General features: G+C 60.6%; 14 protein-coding genes. 5 read left to right on the plus strand and 9 right to left on the minus strand.

Annotated features, from left to right (window positions below):
• Positions 1 to 279: 279 nt before the first annotated feature.
• From QSK43_RS00005 to QSK43_RS00015, 3 genes are all read right to left on the minus strand, one after another.
• Positions 280 to 1,206, minus strand: a complete 927-nt coding sequence (locus tag QSK43_RS00005; protein WP_332301862.1) for a patatin-like phospholipase family protein — start codon at positions 1,204 to 1,206, stop codon at positions 280 to 282.
• Positions 1,207 to 1,293: 87 nt separating this feature from the next.
• Positions 1,294 to 1,851: a 16S rRNA (guanine(966)-N(2))-methyltransferase RsmD gene (gene rsmD, locus QSK43_RS00010; RefSeq protein WP_045024041.1), complete on the minus strand. Its 558-nt coding sequence runs from the start codon at positions 1,849 to 1,851 to the stop codon at positions 1,294 to 1,296.
• On the minus strand, positions 1,832 to 3,826 hold the full coding sequence (locus QSK43_RS00015; protein ID WP_332301863.1) for a pseudouridine synthase: 1,995 nt from the start codon (positions 3,824 to 3,826) through the stop codon (positions 1,832 to 1,834). Before QSK43_RS00015 ends, rsmD begins: the two co-directional genes overlap by 20 nt.
• 71 nt (positions 3,827 to 3,897) lie before the next feature.
• Between QSK43_RS00015 and QSK43_RS00020 the strand changes: the two genes are divergently transcribed.
• Positions 3,898 to 4,356: a nucleoside deaminase gene (locus tag QSK43_RS00020; RefSeq protein WP_332301864.1), complete on the plus strand. Its 459-nt coding sequence runs from the start codon at positions 3,898 to 3,900 to the stop codon at positions 4,354 to 4,356.
• Between the two features lie 52 nt (positions 4,357 to 4,408).
• Here QSK43_RS00020 and QSK43_RS00025 read toward each other — a convergent pair whose 3' ends face one another.
• The 4 genes from QSK43_RS00025 to QSK43_RS00040 all read right to left on the minus strand — a co-directional run bounded on the left by QSK43_RS00025 (position 4,409) and on the right by QSK43_RS00040 (position 10,315).
• On the minus strand, positions 4,409 to 5,059 hold the full coding sequence (locus QSK43_RS00025; RefSeq protein WP_332301865.1) for a hypothetical protein: 651 nt from the start codon (positions 5,057 to 5,059) through the stop codon (positions 4,409 to 4,411).
• 142 nt (positions 5,060 to 5,201) lie between these two features.
• A complete protein-coding gene (gene ileS / locus QSK43_RS00030) occupies positions 5,202 to 8,174 on the minus strand; it encodes an isoleucine--tRNA ligase (RefSeq protein ID WP_332301866.1) in 2,973 nt (990 codons plus the stop codon).
• A 268-nt stretch (positions 8,175 to 8,442) separates the two neighbouring features.
• Positions 8,443 to 9,423 carry a bifunctional riboflavin kinase/FAD synthetase gene (locus tag QSK43_RS00035; RefSeq protein WP_332301867.1) on the minus strand — a complete coding sequence of 327 codons (981 nt, stop codon included), beginning with the start codon at positions 9,421 to 9,423 and terminating at the stop codon, positions 8,443 to 8,445.
• 43 nt (positions 9,424 to 9,466) lie between these two features.
• Positions 9,467 to 10,315: a TIGR01459 family HAD-type hydrolase gene (locus tag QSK43_RS00040; RefSeq protein ID WP_332301868.1), complete on the minus strand. Its 849-nt coding sequence runs from the start codon at positions 10,313 to 10,315 to the stop codon at positions 9,467 to 9,469.
• A gap of 368 nt (positions 10,316 to 10,683) precedes the next feature.
• On the opposite strand from QSK43_RS00040, the gene groES reads away from it, so the two are divergent.
• From groES to QSK43_RS00060, 4 genes are all read left to right on the plus strand, one after another.
• Positions 10,684 to 10,980, plus strand: coding sequence for a co-chaperone GroES (gene groES, locus QSK43_RS00045; RefSeq protein WP_045024055.1), 297 nt, complete (start codon positions 10,684 to 10,686; stop codon positions 10,978 to 10,980).
• A 74-nt stretch (positions 10,981 to 11,054) separates the two neighbouring features.
• Positions 11,055 to 12,689 carry a chaperonin GroEL gene (gene groL / locus QSK43_RS00050; RefSeq protein WP_045024057.1) on the plus strand — a complete coding sequence of 545 codons (1,635 nt, stop codon included), beginning with the start codon at positions 11,055 to 11,057 and terminating at the stop codon, positions 12,687 to 12,689.
• A gap of 572 nt (positions 12,690 to 13,261) precedes the next feature.
• A complete protein-coding gene (locus QSK43_RS00055; protein ID WP_332302224.1) occupies positions 13,262 to 13,696 on the plus strand; it encodes a hypothetical protein in 435 nt (144 codons plus the stop codon).
• A gap of 142 nt (positions 13,697 to 13,838) precedes the next feature.
• The gene (locus QSK43_RS00060; protein ID WP_332301869.1) at positions 13,839 to 14,285 is read left to right on the plus strand and encodes a DoxX family protein; all 447 of its coding nucleotides are present in this window, start codon (positions 13,839 to 13,841) and stop codon (positions 14,283 to 14,285) included.
• Between the two features lie 63 nt (positions 14,286 to 14,348).
• Here the strand turns inward: QSK43_RS00060 and hisG are convergent, their stop codons facing one another.
• Complete coding sequence (gene hisG, locus QSK43_RS00065) at positions 14,349 to 15,041, minus strand: ATP phosphoribosyltransferase (protein WP_332301870.1); 693 nt, start codon at positions 15,039 to 15,041, stop codon at positions 14,349 to 14,351.
• Positions 15,038 to 16,165 (minus strand): ATP phosphoribosyltransferase regulatory subunit, encoded by a 1,128-nt coding sequence (locus tag QSK43_RS00070; protein ID WP_332301871.1) that lies wholly within the window; start codon positions 16,163 to 16,165, stop codon positions 15,038 to 15,040. Before QSK43_RS00070 ends, hisG begins: the two co-directional genes overlap by 4 nt.

A 16,165-nucleotide genomic window follows, 5' to 3' on the forward strand; every position in this document is an offset into this window, starting at 1 on the left:
GACCACTCCGCACCGTCACAAGCGCATCCGCAAAACTGAATTGACCGGCGCTCTTCTCAACCATCAAACAATCCTCCGTCGATAAAGACAGTGAATCATAGTTCAACGGTTTTGCAACAGCCCCCGCCGGGGAGAAGATGGCCCGAAGGGTCAGATGAGGGGGCAACGTTGCCGAATATCTCTACCCTCGCCCCCTCATCCCGCTGCCGCGACCTTCTCCCCGGCGGGGAGAAGAAACAAGGGGTACACGCTCGCTCGATAGCGAATACCGAGTACAAATCAGGCTTCCACGCCCTGCCCGCGATGAAACAGCTCCACCTGCATTTCGATCTGCCGTTTCAGATCGTCCTTGATGCTGGCGGATGCATTCAGCACTTCCTCCGATTTGAGGAAATCCAGCACGCCGAAACGGTGTACCGGCGGGCGCAGGAAAATATGCGGCGGGCGCAATCTGAGTTTTAAGGCGATGGCCGCCTGCATCATCAGCTGGCTGGCGCCGAACAGGCTGTCCAGCCGGTTCGGCATGGTGGTGCCATCGCCTTCGGGACCACCGACCACATCGACGCCGATGACGATATCGGCCTGATCCATCAGGTGCTCATAGGGCACGGGATTGAAGATGCCGCCATCGATCATGATGCGGCCGTTGACGCGCACCGGCATGAACAGCGCCGGAATGGCCGCAGAAGCCGCCAGCGCCTGAATGACCTCGCCGGTCTCCACCACCACTTCGGTCTGCGCGTAATAATCCGTCATCACCACCTTCAGCGGAATGGCGAAATCCGAAAATTCCTTCGGCAGGACCTGCGGCATCAGGGCGTGCAGAATAAGTTCGAGATTGAACTGGCCGAGACGGAAACCGTCTACCGCATGGCGCATCGACGCCGGGCCGAGGCTCCAGAGCCGGTTTGCGACCGAACCCTTCCGCCCCATGAGTTCCAGCGTGAATTCGCGGATTTCCCGGCCGGACATGCCGGCCGCCATGCCCGCGCCGATGATGGAGCCGATGGAGGAGCCGGAAAGCGCCACGGGGCGAATGCCGAGCTCGTCAAACGCTTCGATGATGTTGATATGGCAGATGCCGCGCGCGCCGCCGCCGCCGAGCGCCAGTCCGAACGTCGGCTCATGGCCGCCCGCCCGGTCGGCCTCAAGGACCTCTTCCCCGGCGCGGACGATCGTGACGCTCTCGTTTACACCCTGCTCCATGCCAAATACCCAAAACTCTTTCCACGGAAAACGCTCTGCCTATTCGGCAAACAAGACAAGACCGTGGCCTGACGGAAAGTGCTCCCGTCAGGGTTCGTAGCGGTAGAAATGCATTTTCGTGTCGCCGAAGATGCGGCTTTCGAGCGGTTTGAACACCGGCTCGACATTGACCACGACATCGCCGCGTTCTTCCAGAATGGCGAGTGCGCCGGGTGCCAGCCAGCCGCCACCATGAGCAGCAGCGAAAGCCTTCTCCCCATGCCCCTGACCATAGGGAGGATCGGCGAACAGAAGATCGAAAGGCTCGATATTGTTGACGCCGCCAAGCTTGGTCGCGTCACGCCGCAGGATACGGGCACGCCCGTGCAATCCCAACGCATCGATGTTTTCCCACAACAGCCCCCTGCCCTCGACGCCGTTTTCGACGAAGAGCGCCACACGACAGCCGCGCGAAAGCGCCTCCAGCCCGACCGCGCCCGTTCCGGCAAAAACGTCCAGAACGCGCGTACCGTCAAGACTTTCCGGATAGGCGTGGCTCAGAATGTTGAAGAGGCTTTCCCGTGTCCTGTCGATTGTCGGACGAATGGAATTTGTTTTCGGCGCGGCCAGATTTCGGCCGCGGAACTCACCGCCTACGATCCGCATTACGTGTCATTCCCCTGCCACCAGAAGGTTTGCCACTCGGGCCTTTGCCGCCCGGCTTGCCGCCACCGGGGCCGCCGCTGCCGCCGCCGGGACCTTTACCCTTGCCCGAAAAACCCGAACGCTCGCCCGGCTTGCCGAAGGATGGCTTGCCCGATGCGGGCCTGCCGCCCGGTTTTCCACCCGGATTCGCGCCTCTCGGCTTGTCACCGAAAGGCCGGTCGCCGCGCGGACGATCGCTGCGTGGGCGTTCACCCTCTTCACGCGGCTTGTCGCGGAACGGACGGTCACCGAAAGGTTTTTCGCCACGTGCGGTGCGATCTCCGAAGCTCTTCTCGCCACGGGGGCGGTCGCTGCGCGGGCGGTCACCCTCCTCGCGCGGCTTGTCACGGAACGGACGGTCGCCGAACGGTTTTCCGCCGCGTGCAGGGCGATCTCCAAAACTCTTCTCGCCACGCGGACGGTCGCCACGCGGACGATCACCCGCTTCGCGCGGCTTGTCACGGAACGGACGGTCGCCGAAGGGTTTTTCACCGCGCGGGGCGCGGTCTCCAAAGCTCTTTCCGCCACGCGGGCCATCGCCGCGTCCACGACCATTTTCTTCTTCGCGGGGGGAATCCGAACGGATCCACTCGCCCTCGGCGTCGGCGTGCCTGACGACGTTGCGGCGCGCTTCCGCCTGGGCGGATGGCTTCTTGAACAGGCTTTCCGCTTCCGCGCGGACGGAAGACTTGCGCTCCTTGCCGTCACGGGTGGGCTTTGCGCCGGGCGCCATCCAGACATTGGCCGTGCGGCTGGTGCCGGCGGGCGGGCGGGGGCTGCGGCGCTCTTCGCCCTCATCCTCGCCACGGGTTTTCGCGCCGAATTTCCCAGCAGGCTTGGAGCCGAACTTGCCGGCGGGCTTGTCGCTGCGCTTGGTGTCGAGACGGCCGAGCGCCTTTTCGCGGCGGTCTTCCGGCTTGCCGGCAGTTTTGTCGAAACGTGGCTTGCCTTCCGGAGCGTCGCCCTTCGCCCATTCGGGCCTGGCGGCACGTTTGGGAGCGATTTCTTCCTCGTCGTCGGCGACAGGTGCATCATAGATCGGCGCATCGAAATTGGCGCCGGACTGTTCGATCAGGCGTGGGCCGAGCTGGTCGCGCAGCATGCGGCCACGCACTTCAAGCACTTTGCTTTCAGCCAGATCACCGAGCTGGAACGGACCGTAGGAAATACGGATCAGGCGGTTGACCTCGAGACCGAGCGCGCCGAGCACGTTCTTGATCTCGCGGTTCTTGCCTTCGCGCAGACCCATGGTGATCCAGACATTGTGGCCCTGGGTGCGGTCGAGCGTCGCGTCGATCGCGCCATAAAGCACGCCGTCGACGGCGATACCGTCCTTCAGCTTGTCGAGTGCGGCCTGATCGACTTCGCCATGGGCGCGCACGCGGTAACGGCGCAGCCAGCCGGTTGTCGGCAGTTCCAGCACGCGGGAAAGACCGCCATCATTGGTCAAAAGCAGCAGGCCTTCGGTATTGATATCGAGGCGGCCGATGGACAGGACGCGCGGCAATTCACCCGGCAGATTGTCGAAAACGGTCGGGCGGCCTTCCGGATCGGAATTGGTCGTCACCAGACCGGCGGGCTTGTGGTAAAGCCACAGGCGCGTGCGCTCGGCACCGCGAATGGGCATGCCGTCCACTTCGATCTTGTCCGAAAGCGTGGCGTTCATCACCGGAGTGTCCAGCTTGACGCCGTTCAGCGACACGCGGCCTTCCATGATCATACGCTCGATATCACGACGCGAAGCGACACCGGCGCGCGCCATGATCTTGGAAATACGCTCGGGCTTGGTGCCGATAACGGCCTCCTGCACCGGAGCCGCCTTGGCTTCTACCGGTTTCTTTTCACGCTCGATGGCGGGCTTGCCGGGGCCTTTCGGCTTCTTGTCGCGGCTAAAAGTCTTGCCACCGTCACGCTTCGGCTTGTCTTTAAAAGTCATTTGCTGTTTGCCTGTTGTTTGGGCTGTCCTATCAGGTCCAAGCACAAGGGTTAAGAGGAAATTGAAACGCAATGGCCGAAAGGACGCATTTCATGGAACTGGCGCTGGCGGAAGCCCGTGCCGCAGGTCAGCGGCAGGAGGTTCCGATCGGTGCAGTCCTGGTTCTGGACGGCCGCGTCATTGCCAGTTCCGGCAACCGCACCCGTGAATTGAACGATGTGACGGCGCACGCCGAAATCGCCGTGATCCGCATGGCCTGCGAGGCGCTGGAACAGGAACGTCTACCCGGCGCCGATCTTTATGTCACGCTGGAGCCCTGCACCATGTGCGCGGCGGCGATCTCGTTTGCCCGCATCCGTCGTCTCTATTACGGGGCGGAAGACCCCAAGGGCGGCGCGGTGGATAGTGGCGTGCGCTTCTTCAGCCAGCCGACATGCCACCATGCGCCGGAGGTCTATTCGGGGCTTGCGGAAAGCGAAAGCGCTGCAATTTTGCGGCAATTCTTTCGCGAGAAACGTCTCGACGAATAAGAGGCCGGCGGGAGGCACAGGCTTTCCCGCAGGCCATCAGCCATTCATTTTATCAGAAGGGGTTCCACCAGCTTTTGCCGGTATTGGCGACAGCCGCTTCTTTCTTGCGGCGCTTTTCCTTCTTCTGTTCCGGCTCACCGAGATCGGTCAGCTGATCCTGCGGAACGCTGCGATATTCCGCCGGCGGATCGGTGAGGAACTTGCGTTGGGCGTTGACGACGGAGCCGCCCTGGGACTCGGCCTTGGCCTTGCGGAAGGCTTCCCATTTCTGGGTTTCGGTCATCTGGCCGGCCGTGCCGTTACCGGCGAGCAGCGGCGAACGGTAGTGCGGATTGTTCTTGTTGGCATCCGCCTCGTCGCGCAGACGTTCGCGGGTCTCTTCCGGCGATTCGACCCATTGCGGGTTGTTTTCGCGGCTTGCCATGTTCTGCTGCGGCGCGGCCAGCTGTTCGGCGCGGGACTGGGCAGGAACGACAAGGCCCGGACGTGGGCTGTATTTCAGGTTGCGCTTGCTCTGGTCGCCGGTGATCGAGGTCGCGCTGCCGAGATCGTCGACAAGCTGTTCGGCGGCCGACTTGCCCGTACCGTAGGTCGGGCTGGTGCAGGCGCCAAGCAGCACGCCTATCGCCGTAAGACCGGCAACCGTGCGAAACATGCCCAAACCCTGCGCGTTATCCTGCCCAAAAGCCTTCATCGTCTTCATAAAAACCCTTCCAGCCGTCCGTCCCATTGCGCCAGACATCGTCTTTCGGCAGGCGGTAGCCCGCATTGCCGTGCAAATCCGGCCATTTTCAGGCAGGTGTACCGGATGAAGAGCTAAAGCGCAATTCATCCGGATATTTTCCTTATCGAAGCGCGGCAAGCTCGCGCAGTGCCGCCGCATCGCGAGCCGAAACCTCCGGATAGTCCGGATCGGAACCGACATCGGTGGTGATGCGCCAGGAGCGGGCGCATTTTGCGCCTTCCGCCAGCTTCTGCTCGACCACGACCTTGGCAACTTCCGGCAGGCGGAAACCATCGGCGGGGCCTTCGTCACCGACCACCGAAATGGCCGAGGTGATGCAGATTTCGGCAAAATCCTGCCCTGCCAGAGCCGCCAGAAGATCGGCATCGGCAATGTGCACGACGGGTGCGGCCTCAAGCGAGGAACCGATGCGCTTTTCACGGCGCTCGACTTCGAGCGCACCGGTGACGACCGTGCGGACCTTGCGGATTTTTTCCCACTTCGCTTCCAGCGCATCGTTCTTCCATTCCGCCGGGATTTCCGGGAACTGGACAAGATGCACCGATTCCGCATCCGGATAGCGAGAAAGCCACGCTTCCTCGGTGGTAAAGGGCAGCATGGGCGCGAGCCACGAGACGAGGCAATCGAACAGCTTGGCGATGACCGACAGCGATGCCCGGCGCTTCAGCGACGATGGCGCGTCGCAATAAAGCGTGTCCTTGCGGATGTCGAAGTAGAAGGCCGAAAGCTCGACATTGGCAAAGTCGATCAGCGCGCGGGTGATCTTCTTGAATTCGAAACCATCATAACCTTCGCGCACGACGCCATCCAGTTCGGACAGGCGATGCAGCACCAGCTTTTCCAGCTCCGGCAGATCGGCATAGGCGACCTCCTCCCCCTCATAATGGGCAAGGGTTCCGAGCATCCAGCGGATGGTGTTGCGCAGCTTGCGATAGGCATCGACATTGGTCTGGATGATCGCCTTGCCGAGACGCTGATCTTCCCAATAGTCTGTCGTCATGACCCACAGGCGCAGAATATCCGCACCCGACTGGCTCATGACTTCCTGCGGGGCGACCACATTGCCGAGCGATTTCGACTGTTTGCGGCCCTGCTCATCCATGGTGAAACCATGGGTGACAACGGCGTTATAGGGCGCGCGGCCACGGGTCGCGCAGCTTTCCAGCAGCGACGAATGGAACCAGCCGCGATGCTGGTCGGAGCCTTCGAGATAGACATCCGCCGGCCATTTCAGGTCCGGGCGGTCTTCCAGCGTGAAGGTATGGGTGCAGCCGCTGTCGAACCACACGTCGAGAATATCCATGACCTGCTGCCATTTGGCATGGTCGTGGTCGTTGCCGAGGAAACGTTCCTTGGCTCCTGCGGCGAACCAGGCATCAGCACCTTCAGCCTCGAAGGCCTCGATGATGCGGGCGTTGACGGCCTCGTCGACCAGGACCTCGCCATTCTCGTCGGCAAAGATGGCGATCGGCACGCCCCAGCTGCGCTGACGCGACAGAACCCAGTCGGGCCGGCCTTCAATCATGGCGCGCAGGCGGTTCTGGCCGGACGCCGGAACGAAACGGGTCTGGTCGATGGCGTCAAGCGAACGCGAACGCAGCGTCGTGCCGTCGCCGAGTTCCTTGTCCATATAGACGAACCATTGCGGCGTGTTGCGGAAGATGACCGGCTTCTTGGAGCGCCAGCTATGCGGATAGCTGTGCTTCAGACGGCCGCGCGCAAAGAGGTTATGGGCCGCGATCAGCGCCTTGATGACGCGGTCGTTGGCATCGCCCTTCTTGCCGTTATCGTCCATGACACGGGCAGCGCCGCTTTCGGCAGACGGGCCGAAACCGGGAGCGTCCTCGGTGTAGAAACCATCGTCACCGACCGGGAACGGGATTTTGGTGTCGATCCCGCGTGCTTCGAGCGTGCGGACGCTGTTCGTCCAGGCATCAAAGTCCTCGCGGCCATGGCTTGGCGCGGTGTGCACGAAACCCGTACCGGCATCGTCGGTGACGTGATCGCCATCGAGAAGCGGAACCGGGAATGTGTAGCCGAGCGACGCCAAAGGATGGGCGCAGATCAGTTCTGATAGCGCTTCGCTATTTATATCGTCGATAAGCTCAAGATTCACCTTGGCCTTTGCTGCGGCTTCGCCTGCAAGCTTCTTGGCGAAGATCAGCTTTTCACCGGGCTGTGGGCCGAATTCGTTCACCGCTTCCTTGACTTCGTAAAGGCCATACTGGACTCGCGAAGAGAAAGAAATCGCACGGTTGCCGGGGATCGTCCAAGGCGTGGTTGTCCAGATAACGACAGAAGAACCCTTGAGTGGAGATTGGTCAAAACTACGCTGCCAATCTGCGTCAAGCGACGTCTTTCCCTTGTCCTGCCATGTGTTGATTCCGTGGTACTTCACCACCGGGAACTTCACCCAGATCATGTCGCTCTCAACGTCATGATACTCGACCTCGGCTTCCGCCAGCGCCGTGCGCTCGACAACCGACCACATGATCGGCTTCGAGCCGCGATAAAGCTGACCGCTTTTGGCGATCTTCAAGAGTTCGCCGGCGATGCGGGCTTCGGCGTGGAAGTTCATCGTCGTATAGGGCTTGTCGAAGTCGCCCTCGATGCCGAGACGCTTGAACTCCTCCGACTGCACCTTGATCCAGCCGCTCGCGAAGTCACGGCATTCCTTGCGGAATTCGTTGACCGGAACCTCGTCCTTGTTCTTGCCTTTGGCGCGGTAGGCTTCCTCGATCTTCCATTCGATCGGCAGGCCGTGGCAATCCCAGCCCGGAACGTAGTTGGCGTCGTAGCCGCGCATCTGGAACGAGCGGGTGATGACGTCTTTCAAGATCTTGTTCAGCGCATGGCCGATGTGGATGTTGCCATTGGCATAGGGCGGGCCGTCATGCAGCACGAATTTCTCGCGGCCGGCGGCGGAAGCGCGCAGCTTCTTGTAAAGGCCCATGTCCTGCCAGCGCTTCACCGTTTCCGGTTCTTTTTGCGGCAGGCCGGCGCGCATCGGAAAATCCGTCTGCGGCAGATAGAGGGTGGCGGAATAGTCGAATTTTTCTGCGGTGTCGCTCATAATTGTACCGTTGTTGCGCGCCGTTTCGGCCGCGCCATCTCAATTTCAAAGAGGGCAAATACGGAAAGCGCCATCACAAATGCCATGACAAGCGCCAAAATCCCGGACCTTCCGGCTCTTCAGAGCGGGCGGAAGGCCGGGCCAATAATTCGGCCAATCTGAACTGTAAACAGCAACCGGTATTGGGACATGGCCGGTTGTTTATGCGGTTTTCCGGCAAAAAGGAAGTGAAAAGCGACGACGATCGGGGATGGCATTACCTGCCCGCTCAAAATGCGATCTTCGCGTCCACTTCGCTCAGCGGCCGCACGCCTGACAGCATCGCCCTCGCCTCTTCCTCGTCACGCCTGATCTGCGCGACCAGCGGTTCCAGGCCGTCAAATTTCAGTTCGTCGCGCAGGTGCCCGAAGAAGGACACCGAACAGATCTCACCGTAGAGATCGCCGGAAAAATCGAAGACATAGGTTTCCAGCAACGCGGCGCCGTTTTCGGTGACGGTCGGGCGGTAACCGAAGCTTGCGACGCCATCGTGGATCGCACCATCGGGACGACGGAACCGCACGGCATAGATGCCTGCCTTCAGTTCCGTTTCCGGCGCGAGCGCCATGTTGGCCGTCGGGTAACCCAGCGTGCGCCCGAGCTTCTGGCCGCCGATGACCTCGCTCTCCACCGTGAAGCGGTAACCGAGCAGGCCTGCGGCGCCCGCCACGTCACCTTCGCACAAAAGCGAGCGGATACGGCTTGACGAGACCACATCCGCGCCCTCGTCGCGAAAGGCGTCCACCAGCGTCACGTCGAAGCCATGGTGCTTGCCGGCAGCCATCAGAAATGCCGGACCGCCTTCGCGGCCTTTGCCGAAGTGAAAATCGAAGCCGGTGACGACCGCGCTGGCGCCCAGCCAGTCGACCAGAATGGAATTGACGAATTCGTCCGCCGAGCGCTGCGAGAATTCCCGGTCGAAGGGATATTCGATGACGGAGCGGAAACCGATGGCCTCGAGGATGCGTGCCTTCAATGGCGCAGGCGTCAGCCGGAAAACCGGCGTTTCGGGGCGGAATATGGAACGCGGATGCGGTTCGAAGGTCAGCACCAGTGCCGGAACGCCGCGCGCCTCGGCCAGTTCCAGCGCGCGGTCCAGTACGGCGCGGTGGCCGCGATGGACGCCATCAAAATTGCCGATCGCGATGACGCCGCCGCGAAGAGCTTCCGGCAACGGCTCTTTTTTTTCATTGCGGTGAAAGACGGTCATGGCAGTCGATCCATTTTTTACGCCAGCTTAAGCCAGACGTTTCTCAGGCAAGGCGGGGCATCCACCAGCCGGGAGCAGCGCCCTGCCCCTTCAGATAGGCGTTGAGAAGCGCCTCGTCCGTCTGGCCATTCAGCGTATATTCGGCGGCGTGAATGCCGCCGCTGATATAAAGAAGGTTGAGGCCGCTCGCAATCGCGCCCTTTACATCCGTCGGCATGCCATCGCCGATGGCGAGTACGCGATCCTTGGCGAAGGCGCCGCGCACCTCTTTGGCCGCAGCCAGGCAGGCTTCATAGATCGGCGCGTGCGGCTTGCCGGCAATGCGGACTTCGCCGCCGAGCTGTTCGTAATAAGCGGCCATGGCGCCGGCGCAGGGAATGATGCGCTCGCCGCGCTCCACCACCAGATCGGGATTGGCGCAGATCATCGGCACCTTGCGGGCGATGAAGCCTTTCAGCATTTCCGTATAATCTTCGGGCGTTTCCGTCTCGTCATCGAAGAAACCGGTGCAGACCACGGATTGCGCATCCGTCTCCCCGACACGTTCGACATCGAGACCTTCGAGCAAAGGCATGTCCCGATCAGGACCCAGCAGAAAGACTTTTTTCGGGCCTTCCGCGATCAGGCCACGGGTGACGTCGCCGGAGGTGATGATGCGGTCATACGCCTCATCCGGTACGCCGAGCACGCGAAGCTGCGCGATGACGCCGGGGGCGGGACGCGGCGAATTGGTGATGAGCACCACCGTCTTGCCGGCCTTGCGCGCTTCGTGCAGTGCAACCGCCGCATCCGGAAAAGCGCTGACACCATTGTGCAGCACGCCCCAGACATCCGAAAGAATAACGTCGAACCCATCAGTGATTTCGCCGAGGGTGAGAATGCGATGGGCCATGATGTGCTTTCCGGATGCGAGAAAAGGGTGTGCGTCAAATGGCAAAGCAGGACGCTAATGGCAAGGAAAAAAGCGGCGCAGGGCCTGCCATCAACCCACCCGCCACTGTCCGAACATAAAAGCGCTCTACGCCTGAGACGACAATGGCCCGCGGAAAGGGGCGGTTTGCCCACGCCCGTCAGCGCGTGGAAATTTCTGTCATGGAACGCTGATAACCATAGGGCGTGAAATTTTTCCGACGGCGCGTTCTTGACTCCGGAAGGACGCCTCCTTATCTCCGCTTCGCTGGCACTCCAACAAAGGGAGTGCTAACACCCATCACGCGAGCCTCCACGGCTCGTGAAGTCATTTGATCGAGGGATTAGGCAATGACAAGCACCAATTTCCGTCCGCTTCATGATCGCGTCGTCGTTCGTCGCGTTGAGTCCGAAGCAAAGACCAAGGGCGGCATCATCATTCCCGATACCGCCAAGGAAAAGCCGCAGGAAGGCGAAATCGTCGCCATCGGTTCCGGCGCACGCGATGAGGCCGGCAAGATCGTCGCTCTCGACGTCAAGGTTGGCGATCGCGTTCTGTTCGGCAAGTGGTCGGGCACCGAAGTCAAGCTCAACGGCGAAGACCTTCTGATCATGAAGGAAGCCGACATCATGGGTATCATCGGCTGATTTAGCCGAACCCATCGTTTCCTTAAATTTCAAGCCGGACCCCGTCCGGCCGTTCGAAACCAGGAGTTTTGAAAATGGCAGCCAAAGAAGTCAAATTCGGCCGCTCAGCGCGCGAAAAGATGCTCAAGGGCGTCGACGTTCTTGCTGATGCAGTGAAGGTCACCCTCGGCCCGAAGGGCCGTAACGTCGTTATCGAGAAGTCCTTCGGCGCACCGCGCATCACCAAGGACGGCGTTTCCGTCGCCAAGGAAATCGAACTGGAAGACAAGTTCGAGAACATGGGCGCACAGCTCGTTCGCGAAGTCGCTTCCAAGACCAACGACATCGCCGGTGACGGCACCACCACCGCGACCGTTCTGGCCCAGGCCATCGTTCGCGAAGGTGCAAAGGCAGTTGCTGCCGGCATGAACCCGATGGACCTGAAGCGCGGCATCGATCTTGCTGTTGCAGAAGTCGTCAAGGACCTTCAGGCCAAGGCCAAGAAGATCAACACTTCGGAAGAAGTCGCACAGGTCGGCACGATCTCTGCAAACGGCGAACGTCAGATCGGTCTCGACATCGCTGAAGCAATGCAGCGCGTCGGCAACGAAGGCGTCATCACCGTTGAAGAAGCCAAGACCGCTGAAACCGAACTCGAAGTCGTCGAAGGCATGCAGTTCGACCGCGGCTACCTGTCGCCCTACTTCGTGACCAACCCGGAAAAGATGGTTGCGGACCTCGAAGACGCTTACATCCTTCTGCACGAAAAGAAGCTTTCGAACCTCCAGGCCATGCTGCCGGTTCTCGAAGCTGTCGTTCAGACCGGCAAGCCGCTCGTCATCATCGCTGAAGACGTCGAAGGCGAAGCTCTTGCAACGCTCGTCGTCAACAAGCTGCGTGGCGGCCTCAAGATCGCTGCCGTCAAGGCTCCGGGCTTCGGCGACCGCCGCAAGGCCATGCTGGAAGACATCGCCATCCTGACCGGTGGTACCGTCATTTCCGAAGACCTCGGCATCAAGCTCGAAACCGTCACGCTCGACATGCTCGGCAAGGCGAAGAAGGTTTCGATCTCCAAGGAAAACACCACGATCGTCGACGGTGCCGGCCAGAAGTCGGACATCGAAGGCCGCGTTGCCCAGATCAAGGCGCAGATCGAAGAAACCACTTCCGATTACGACCGCGAAAAGCTGCAGGAACGTCTTGCCAAGCTCGCTGGCGGCGTTGCCGTGATCCGCGTTGGCGGTTCGACGGAAGTTGAAGTGAAGGAAAAGAAGGACCGCATCGACGACGCTCTCAACGCGACGCGCGCTGCTGTTCAGGAAGGCATCGTACCGGGCGGCGGCGTTGCCCTGTTGCGTTCCTCCACGAAGATCACCGTCAAGGGTGTGAACGACGACCAGGAAGCCGGCATCAACATCGTGCGCAAGGCTCTGCAGTCTCTGGTTCGCCAGATCGCAGAAAACGCAGGTGACGAAGCTTCCATCGTTGTTGGCAAGATCCTCGAGAAGAACGAAGACAACTACGGCTACAACGCCCAGACCGGCGAATATGGCGACCTGATCCAGCTCGGCATCGTCGACCCGGTCAAGGTTGTTCGCACGGCTCTGCAGAACGCAGCTTCGGTTGCTTCTCTGCTGATCACCACCGAAGCCATGATCGCCGAACTTCCGAAGAAGGATTCGGGAATGCCCCAGATGCCTGGCGGCGGCATGGGCGGCATGGACTTCTAATCAGTCCTGTCACTGGAATACGAAAGGGCGGTCTTCGGATCGCCCTTTTTCTTTGCCGCCCATGCCTTTTAGAGGTCTGGCGTCGCAAGCGCACCAGACAGGCGGCATGGACTTCCAATCAGTCCTGTCACTGGAATACGAAAGGGCGGTCTTCGGATCGCCCTTTTTCTTTGCCGGGCATCGGCTTAAAAAATATTGTTTCTTTTTGAAACAGTGGCAACGTTAGCCGGCTTGTGTTTGGCGGCGTGTGCAATAATCGGTCGCCACGAGGGACGAATCGCAATCGTCAATGGGGCGGATCTTCATCCCCTCCAATTTATAAGTACGACGTTTAGTTGATTTTTTCGTATATTTCACGAATACGATGAAGGAATACATATTATTTTTGATTTTCTCTCTGACAGGTTGTTGTAGGCAGAAGAAAATAAACTATAAGTTCGCCCCATAAGGGTGCCGCGACGGGACGCAAGCATTGAAGGGGTTCGATGCTTGGCAACCACGTTCGACCGCGGGTGGCGATGAAAGATCAACTTTGCAGCGAAGCCTGGACTTGCGGCGCTGATACGATGTTCATGCGGGGGCGCGATTTGTTCGAAATATCAAGACGCAACGATGCTCTGCCTGCGGCCGCGACAACCATTCCGGATACCCATACCCTGTCGCATTTCTTTGTTTCGGAGGAATGGAGCGGTGATCTTTCGAGCGGCGTCATCAAGCTTGGCGAACATGCATCGTTCATGCATGGCCTGCCACAGGGCGAATGCGGCCTGCTCAGCCTGATCCGTTGTTATGACCGTGGCCACCACGACCGCGTCCTCGAACTTTTCGAACAGGCTTCCGCCGCACCCTCGCGCTTCTGCTTCTCCACCGGCCTGTTCACCCTGCCGGCAATGTGGCAACCGCTCATCTGCATGGGCGAATCCTCCGGTTTCGAGGTCGGCCAGCAAGGGCGTATATCCGGCCTGTTCCTGTTTCCGCGTTTCGAGGATATGCGCTTCGCCGCCTGAGCGTCGCCGAGTGTTCACAAAATGAAGACAATTCGTCTTCTATTGTTCATCTTTATAGATGGGTGATTTTCAGTCATTGGTATCTCCAGACATTGCCTTGCAGCTCAACCGGCGACACGCCGATCATTTACCGGAGATATCCATGTCCAGCAGCCAGAACGTTCTCGTTCTCATTGCCCGCATTCTGCTTTCCTTCATTTTCATCTATTCCGGCCTCGGCAAACTCACCGATCCGGCCGGCACCGCCGGCATGATCGCCGGTGCAGGCCTGCCTGCCGCAACCGCGCTTGCCTATCTTGCCGGCCTGTTCGAATTCGTTGCTGGCCTTGCCATTCTCGTTGGCTTCCAGACCAGGATCGCCGCATGGGCGCTTGCCGCGTTCTGCGTGTTCACCGGCCTCGTATTCCACAGCGGCACCGTTGCCGTTCCCGGCTGGCCTGACCCGGCTCTCGGCTGGATCAATGCGCTGAACGGCATCATGCTGGTGAAGAACATCACCCTCGCCGGCGCCTACATCCTGCTCGCGGCCTTCGGCCCCGGTGCCTACTCCGTTGACGCCAAGCGCGGCGTGGCCTTGGCCCACGCCTGAGTCAACAGACCGACAAAGAAAAAAGCCGCCGGAGCGATCCGGCGGCTTTTTCTTTTTGCAGTTTCAGACGGCTGCTTTTATGCGCGCCGCGATCTCCTGAACCGCCGCATCGCCCTCATGCTCCGGCTTGCGGGCGCGCACGAAGCAGGCTTCCGAGCGGACGATGATGCCATCCGACAGGATTTTCAGATGGTTGGCCTTCAGCGTCGAACCGGTGGAGGTGATATCGACGATGATATCCGCCTGCCCCGCCGCCGGTGCACCTTCGGTAGCACCTAGGCTTTCAACGATGCGATAAAGCTGGATGCCGTGCTGGCGCGAAAAGAACTGCTGCGTCAGCCGCCAGTATTTGGTGGCGATCGCCAGCCTACGGCCATGGCGGGCACGGAACTCCGAGGCCACGTCGCCGAGATCGGCCATGCTGTCCACATCCAGCCAGATTTCCGGCACGGCGACGACGACATCGGCATGGCCGAAACCGAGGCGGGCACAGAATTCCACCTGCGCATCGGCATTGGTCAGCCCTTCGCGCACCAGGTCTTCCCCCGTCACGCCGAAATCCACGCTTCCCGCGCCGATCTCGCGGGCGATCTCGGAGGCCGACAGATAGGCGATCTCGATATCGTCGCGCCCTTCGATGCGGCCACGATAGGACCGGTCATTGCCGACAGCCGCAACCTTCAGCCCGGCGCGTTCCAGAACGGCGGAGGCGTCTTCCTTCATCCGGCCCTTGGAGGGCAAGGCAATGGTGATCATGGCTTCTTGCTCCCGCGCACCGTTTCGATGCGATCCAGCCAGAGCGAAAAGCCCACGGCCGGTATTTTTTCCTGCGCGCCAAGCAGCGTCAGCAGCCGGTCGAAACGGCCGCCACCGGCCAGCACGCTATCGCTACCCGCTTCCGCGACCTCGAAAACAAGGCCGGTATAATAATCGAGCGGACGACCGAAGGCCGCGCCATAGGTTACCGTTTCGAGATCGACGCCGGCATTGGCAAGGGCCGCGACACGGTTGTCGAAAGCGGAAAGCGCGCCGTCCAGTTTCAGTTTCGCCTTTGCGGCGAATTCTGCCAGAATTTGCGAGGCCTGCGGCAGGGGTGCCTGTAGGGCCAGAAACTGCTTGAGCAACTCGAAACTCTCATCCGGCAGGCGCGTAGCGGCGAGCGCCAGCTTTTCCCGCAGACGGCGGGCGATTTCCTGCGGTGAGCGGCTGGCATTGGTGGAATAGCCGGTTTCCTGCATCACCGTGTCGAGATACTCGACCAGTACCGCCTCGTCTCCCGTCGCCAGAAGGCCAGCGACCCGCGCATCGAGGCCGGTCATGGGCTTGGGGTGCACGAGGCTTTCCAGCAGCGCTTCCAGCTGCGCCATATCGCCAAAAGCGTGCACCAGCCTTTTTTGCCAGCCAAGCGGCAGGCCGAGTGCTGCGACCACCGCCTCGAATACCTGCTGATCACCCAGCGTGACCGCAAGCGAACGACCGGGCAGCAGGCGCTTCAGGATAGCTGTTGCGTCGATGACGGCGCGGGCATCGGCAGCGGCGATATCGGTATCGCCGAGATCCTCGATGCCAGCCTGATAAAATTCGTTCGCACCCTCACGGCGCTGGCGGAAGACTTCGCCCAGATAGGAATAACGCTTCGGCGTGCCCGTCGCCGTCTCGATATGGCGAAGGCAGACGGGGATGGTGAATTCGGGACGCAGACACAGGCTCTCACCCGTCTCACTCTCCGTCATGAAAATACGCCGGCGCAAATCCTCGCCCGCCATATCCAGAAAGGGTTCGGCGGGCTGGATGACGGGCGTGTTCACACGGCTTGTGCGGCGCGCGGCGAATTCTTCCAGTAGCTCTCCGGAAAATTCCGGCATGTCGATCAGGGGCAT

The sequence above is a fragment of the Rhizobium sp. GR12 genome, from assembly GCF_036596185.1.
In the GTDB taxonomy this organism is placed as follows: Bacteria; Pseudomonadota; Alphaproteobacteria; order Rhizobiales; family Rhizobiaceae; genus Agrobacterium; species Agrobacterium nepotum.

Coding starts and splice junctions, on each gene's coding strand:
- hisG (WP_332301870.1), bottom strand. CDS start 15,041: ATGATCACCATTGCCTTGCCCTCCAAGGGCCGGATGAAGGAAGACGCC.
- groL (WP_045024057.1), top strand. CDS start 11,055: ATGGCAGCCAAAGAAGTCAAATTCGGCCGCTCAGCGCGCGAAAAGATG.
- QSK43_RS00015 (WP_332301863.1), bottom strand. CDS start 3,826: ATGACTTTTAAAGACAAGCCGAAGCGTGACGGTGGCAAGACTTTTAGC.
- ileS (WP_332301866.1), bottom strand. CDS start 8,174: ATGAGCGACACCGCAGAAAAATTCGACTATTCCGCCACCCTCTATCTG.
- QSK43_RS00035 (WP_332301867.1), bottom strand. CDS start 9,423: ATGACCGTCTTTCACCGCAATGAAAAAAAAGAGCCGTTGCCGGAAGCT.
- QSK43_RS00020 (WP_332301864.1), top strand. CDS start 3,898: ATGGCCGAAAGGACGCATTTCATGGAACTGGCGCTGGCGGAAGCCCGT.
- groES (WP_045024055.1), top strand. CDS start 10,684: ATGACAAGCACCAATTTCCGTCCGCTTCATGATCGCGTCGTCGTTCGT.
- rsmD (WP_045024041.1), bottom strand. CDS start 1,851: ATGCGGATCGTAGGCGGTGAGTTCCGCGGCCGAAATCTGGCCGCGCCG.
- QSK43_RS00040 (WP_332301868.1), bottom strand. CDS start 10,315: ATGGCCCATCGCATTCTCACCCTCGGCGAAATCACTGATGGGTTCGAC.
- QSK43_RS00060 (WP_332301869.1), top strand. CDS start 13,839: ATGTCCAGCAGCCAGAACGTTCTCGTTCTCATTGCCCGCATTCTGCTT.
- QSK43_RS00025 (WP_332301865.1), bottom strand. CDS start 5,059: ATGAAGACGATGAAGGCTTTTGGGCAGGATAACGCGCAGGGTTTGGGC.
- QSK43_RS00070 (WP_332301871.1), bottom strand. CDS start 16,165: ATGCCCCTGATCGACATGCCGGAATTTTCCGGAGAGCTACTGGAAGAA.
- QSK43_RS00005 (WP_332301862.1), bottom strand. CDS start 1,206: ATGGAGCAGGGTGTAAACGAGAGCGTCACGATCGTCCGCGCCGGGGAA.
- QSK43_RS00055 (WP_332302224.1), top strand. CDS start 13,262: ATGCGGGGGCGCGATTTGTTCGAAATATCAAGACGCAACGATGCTCTG.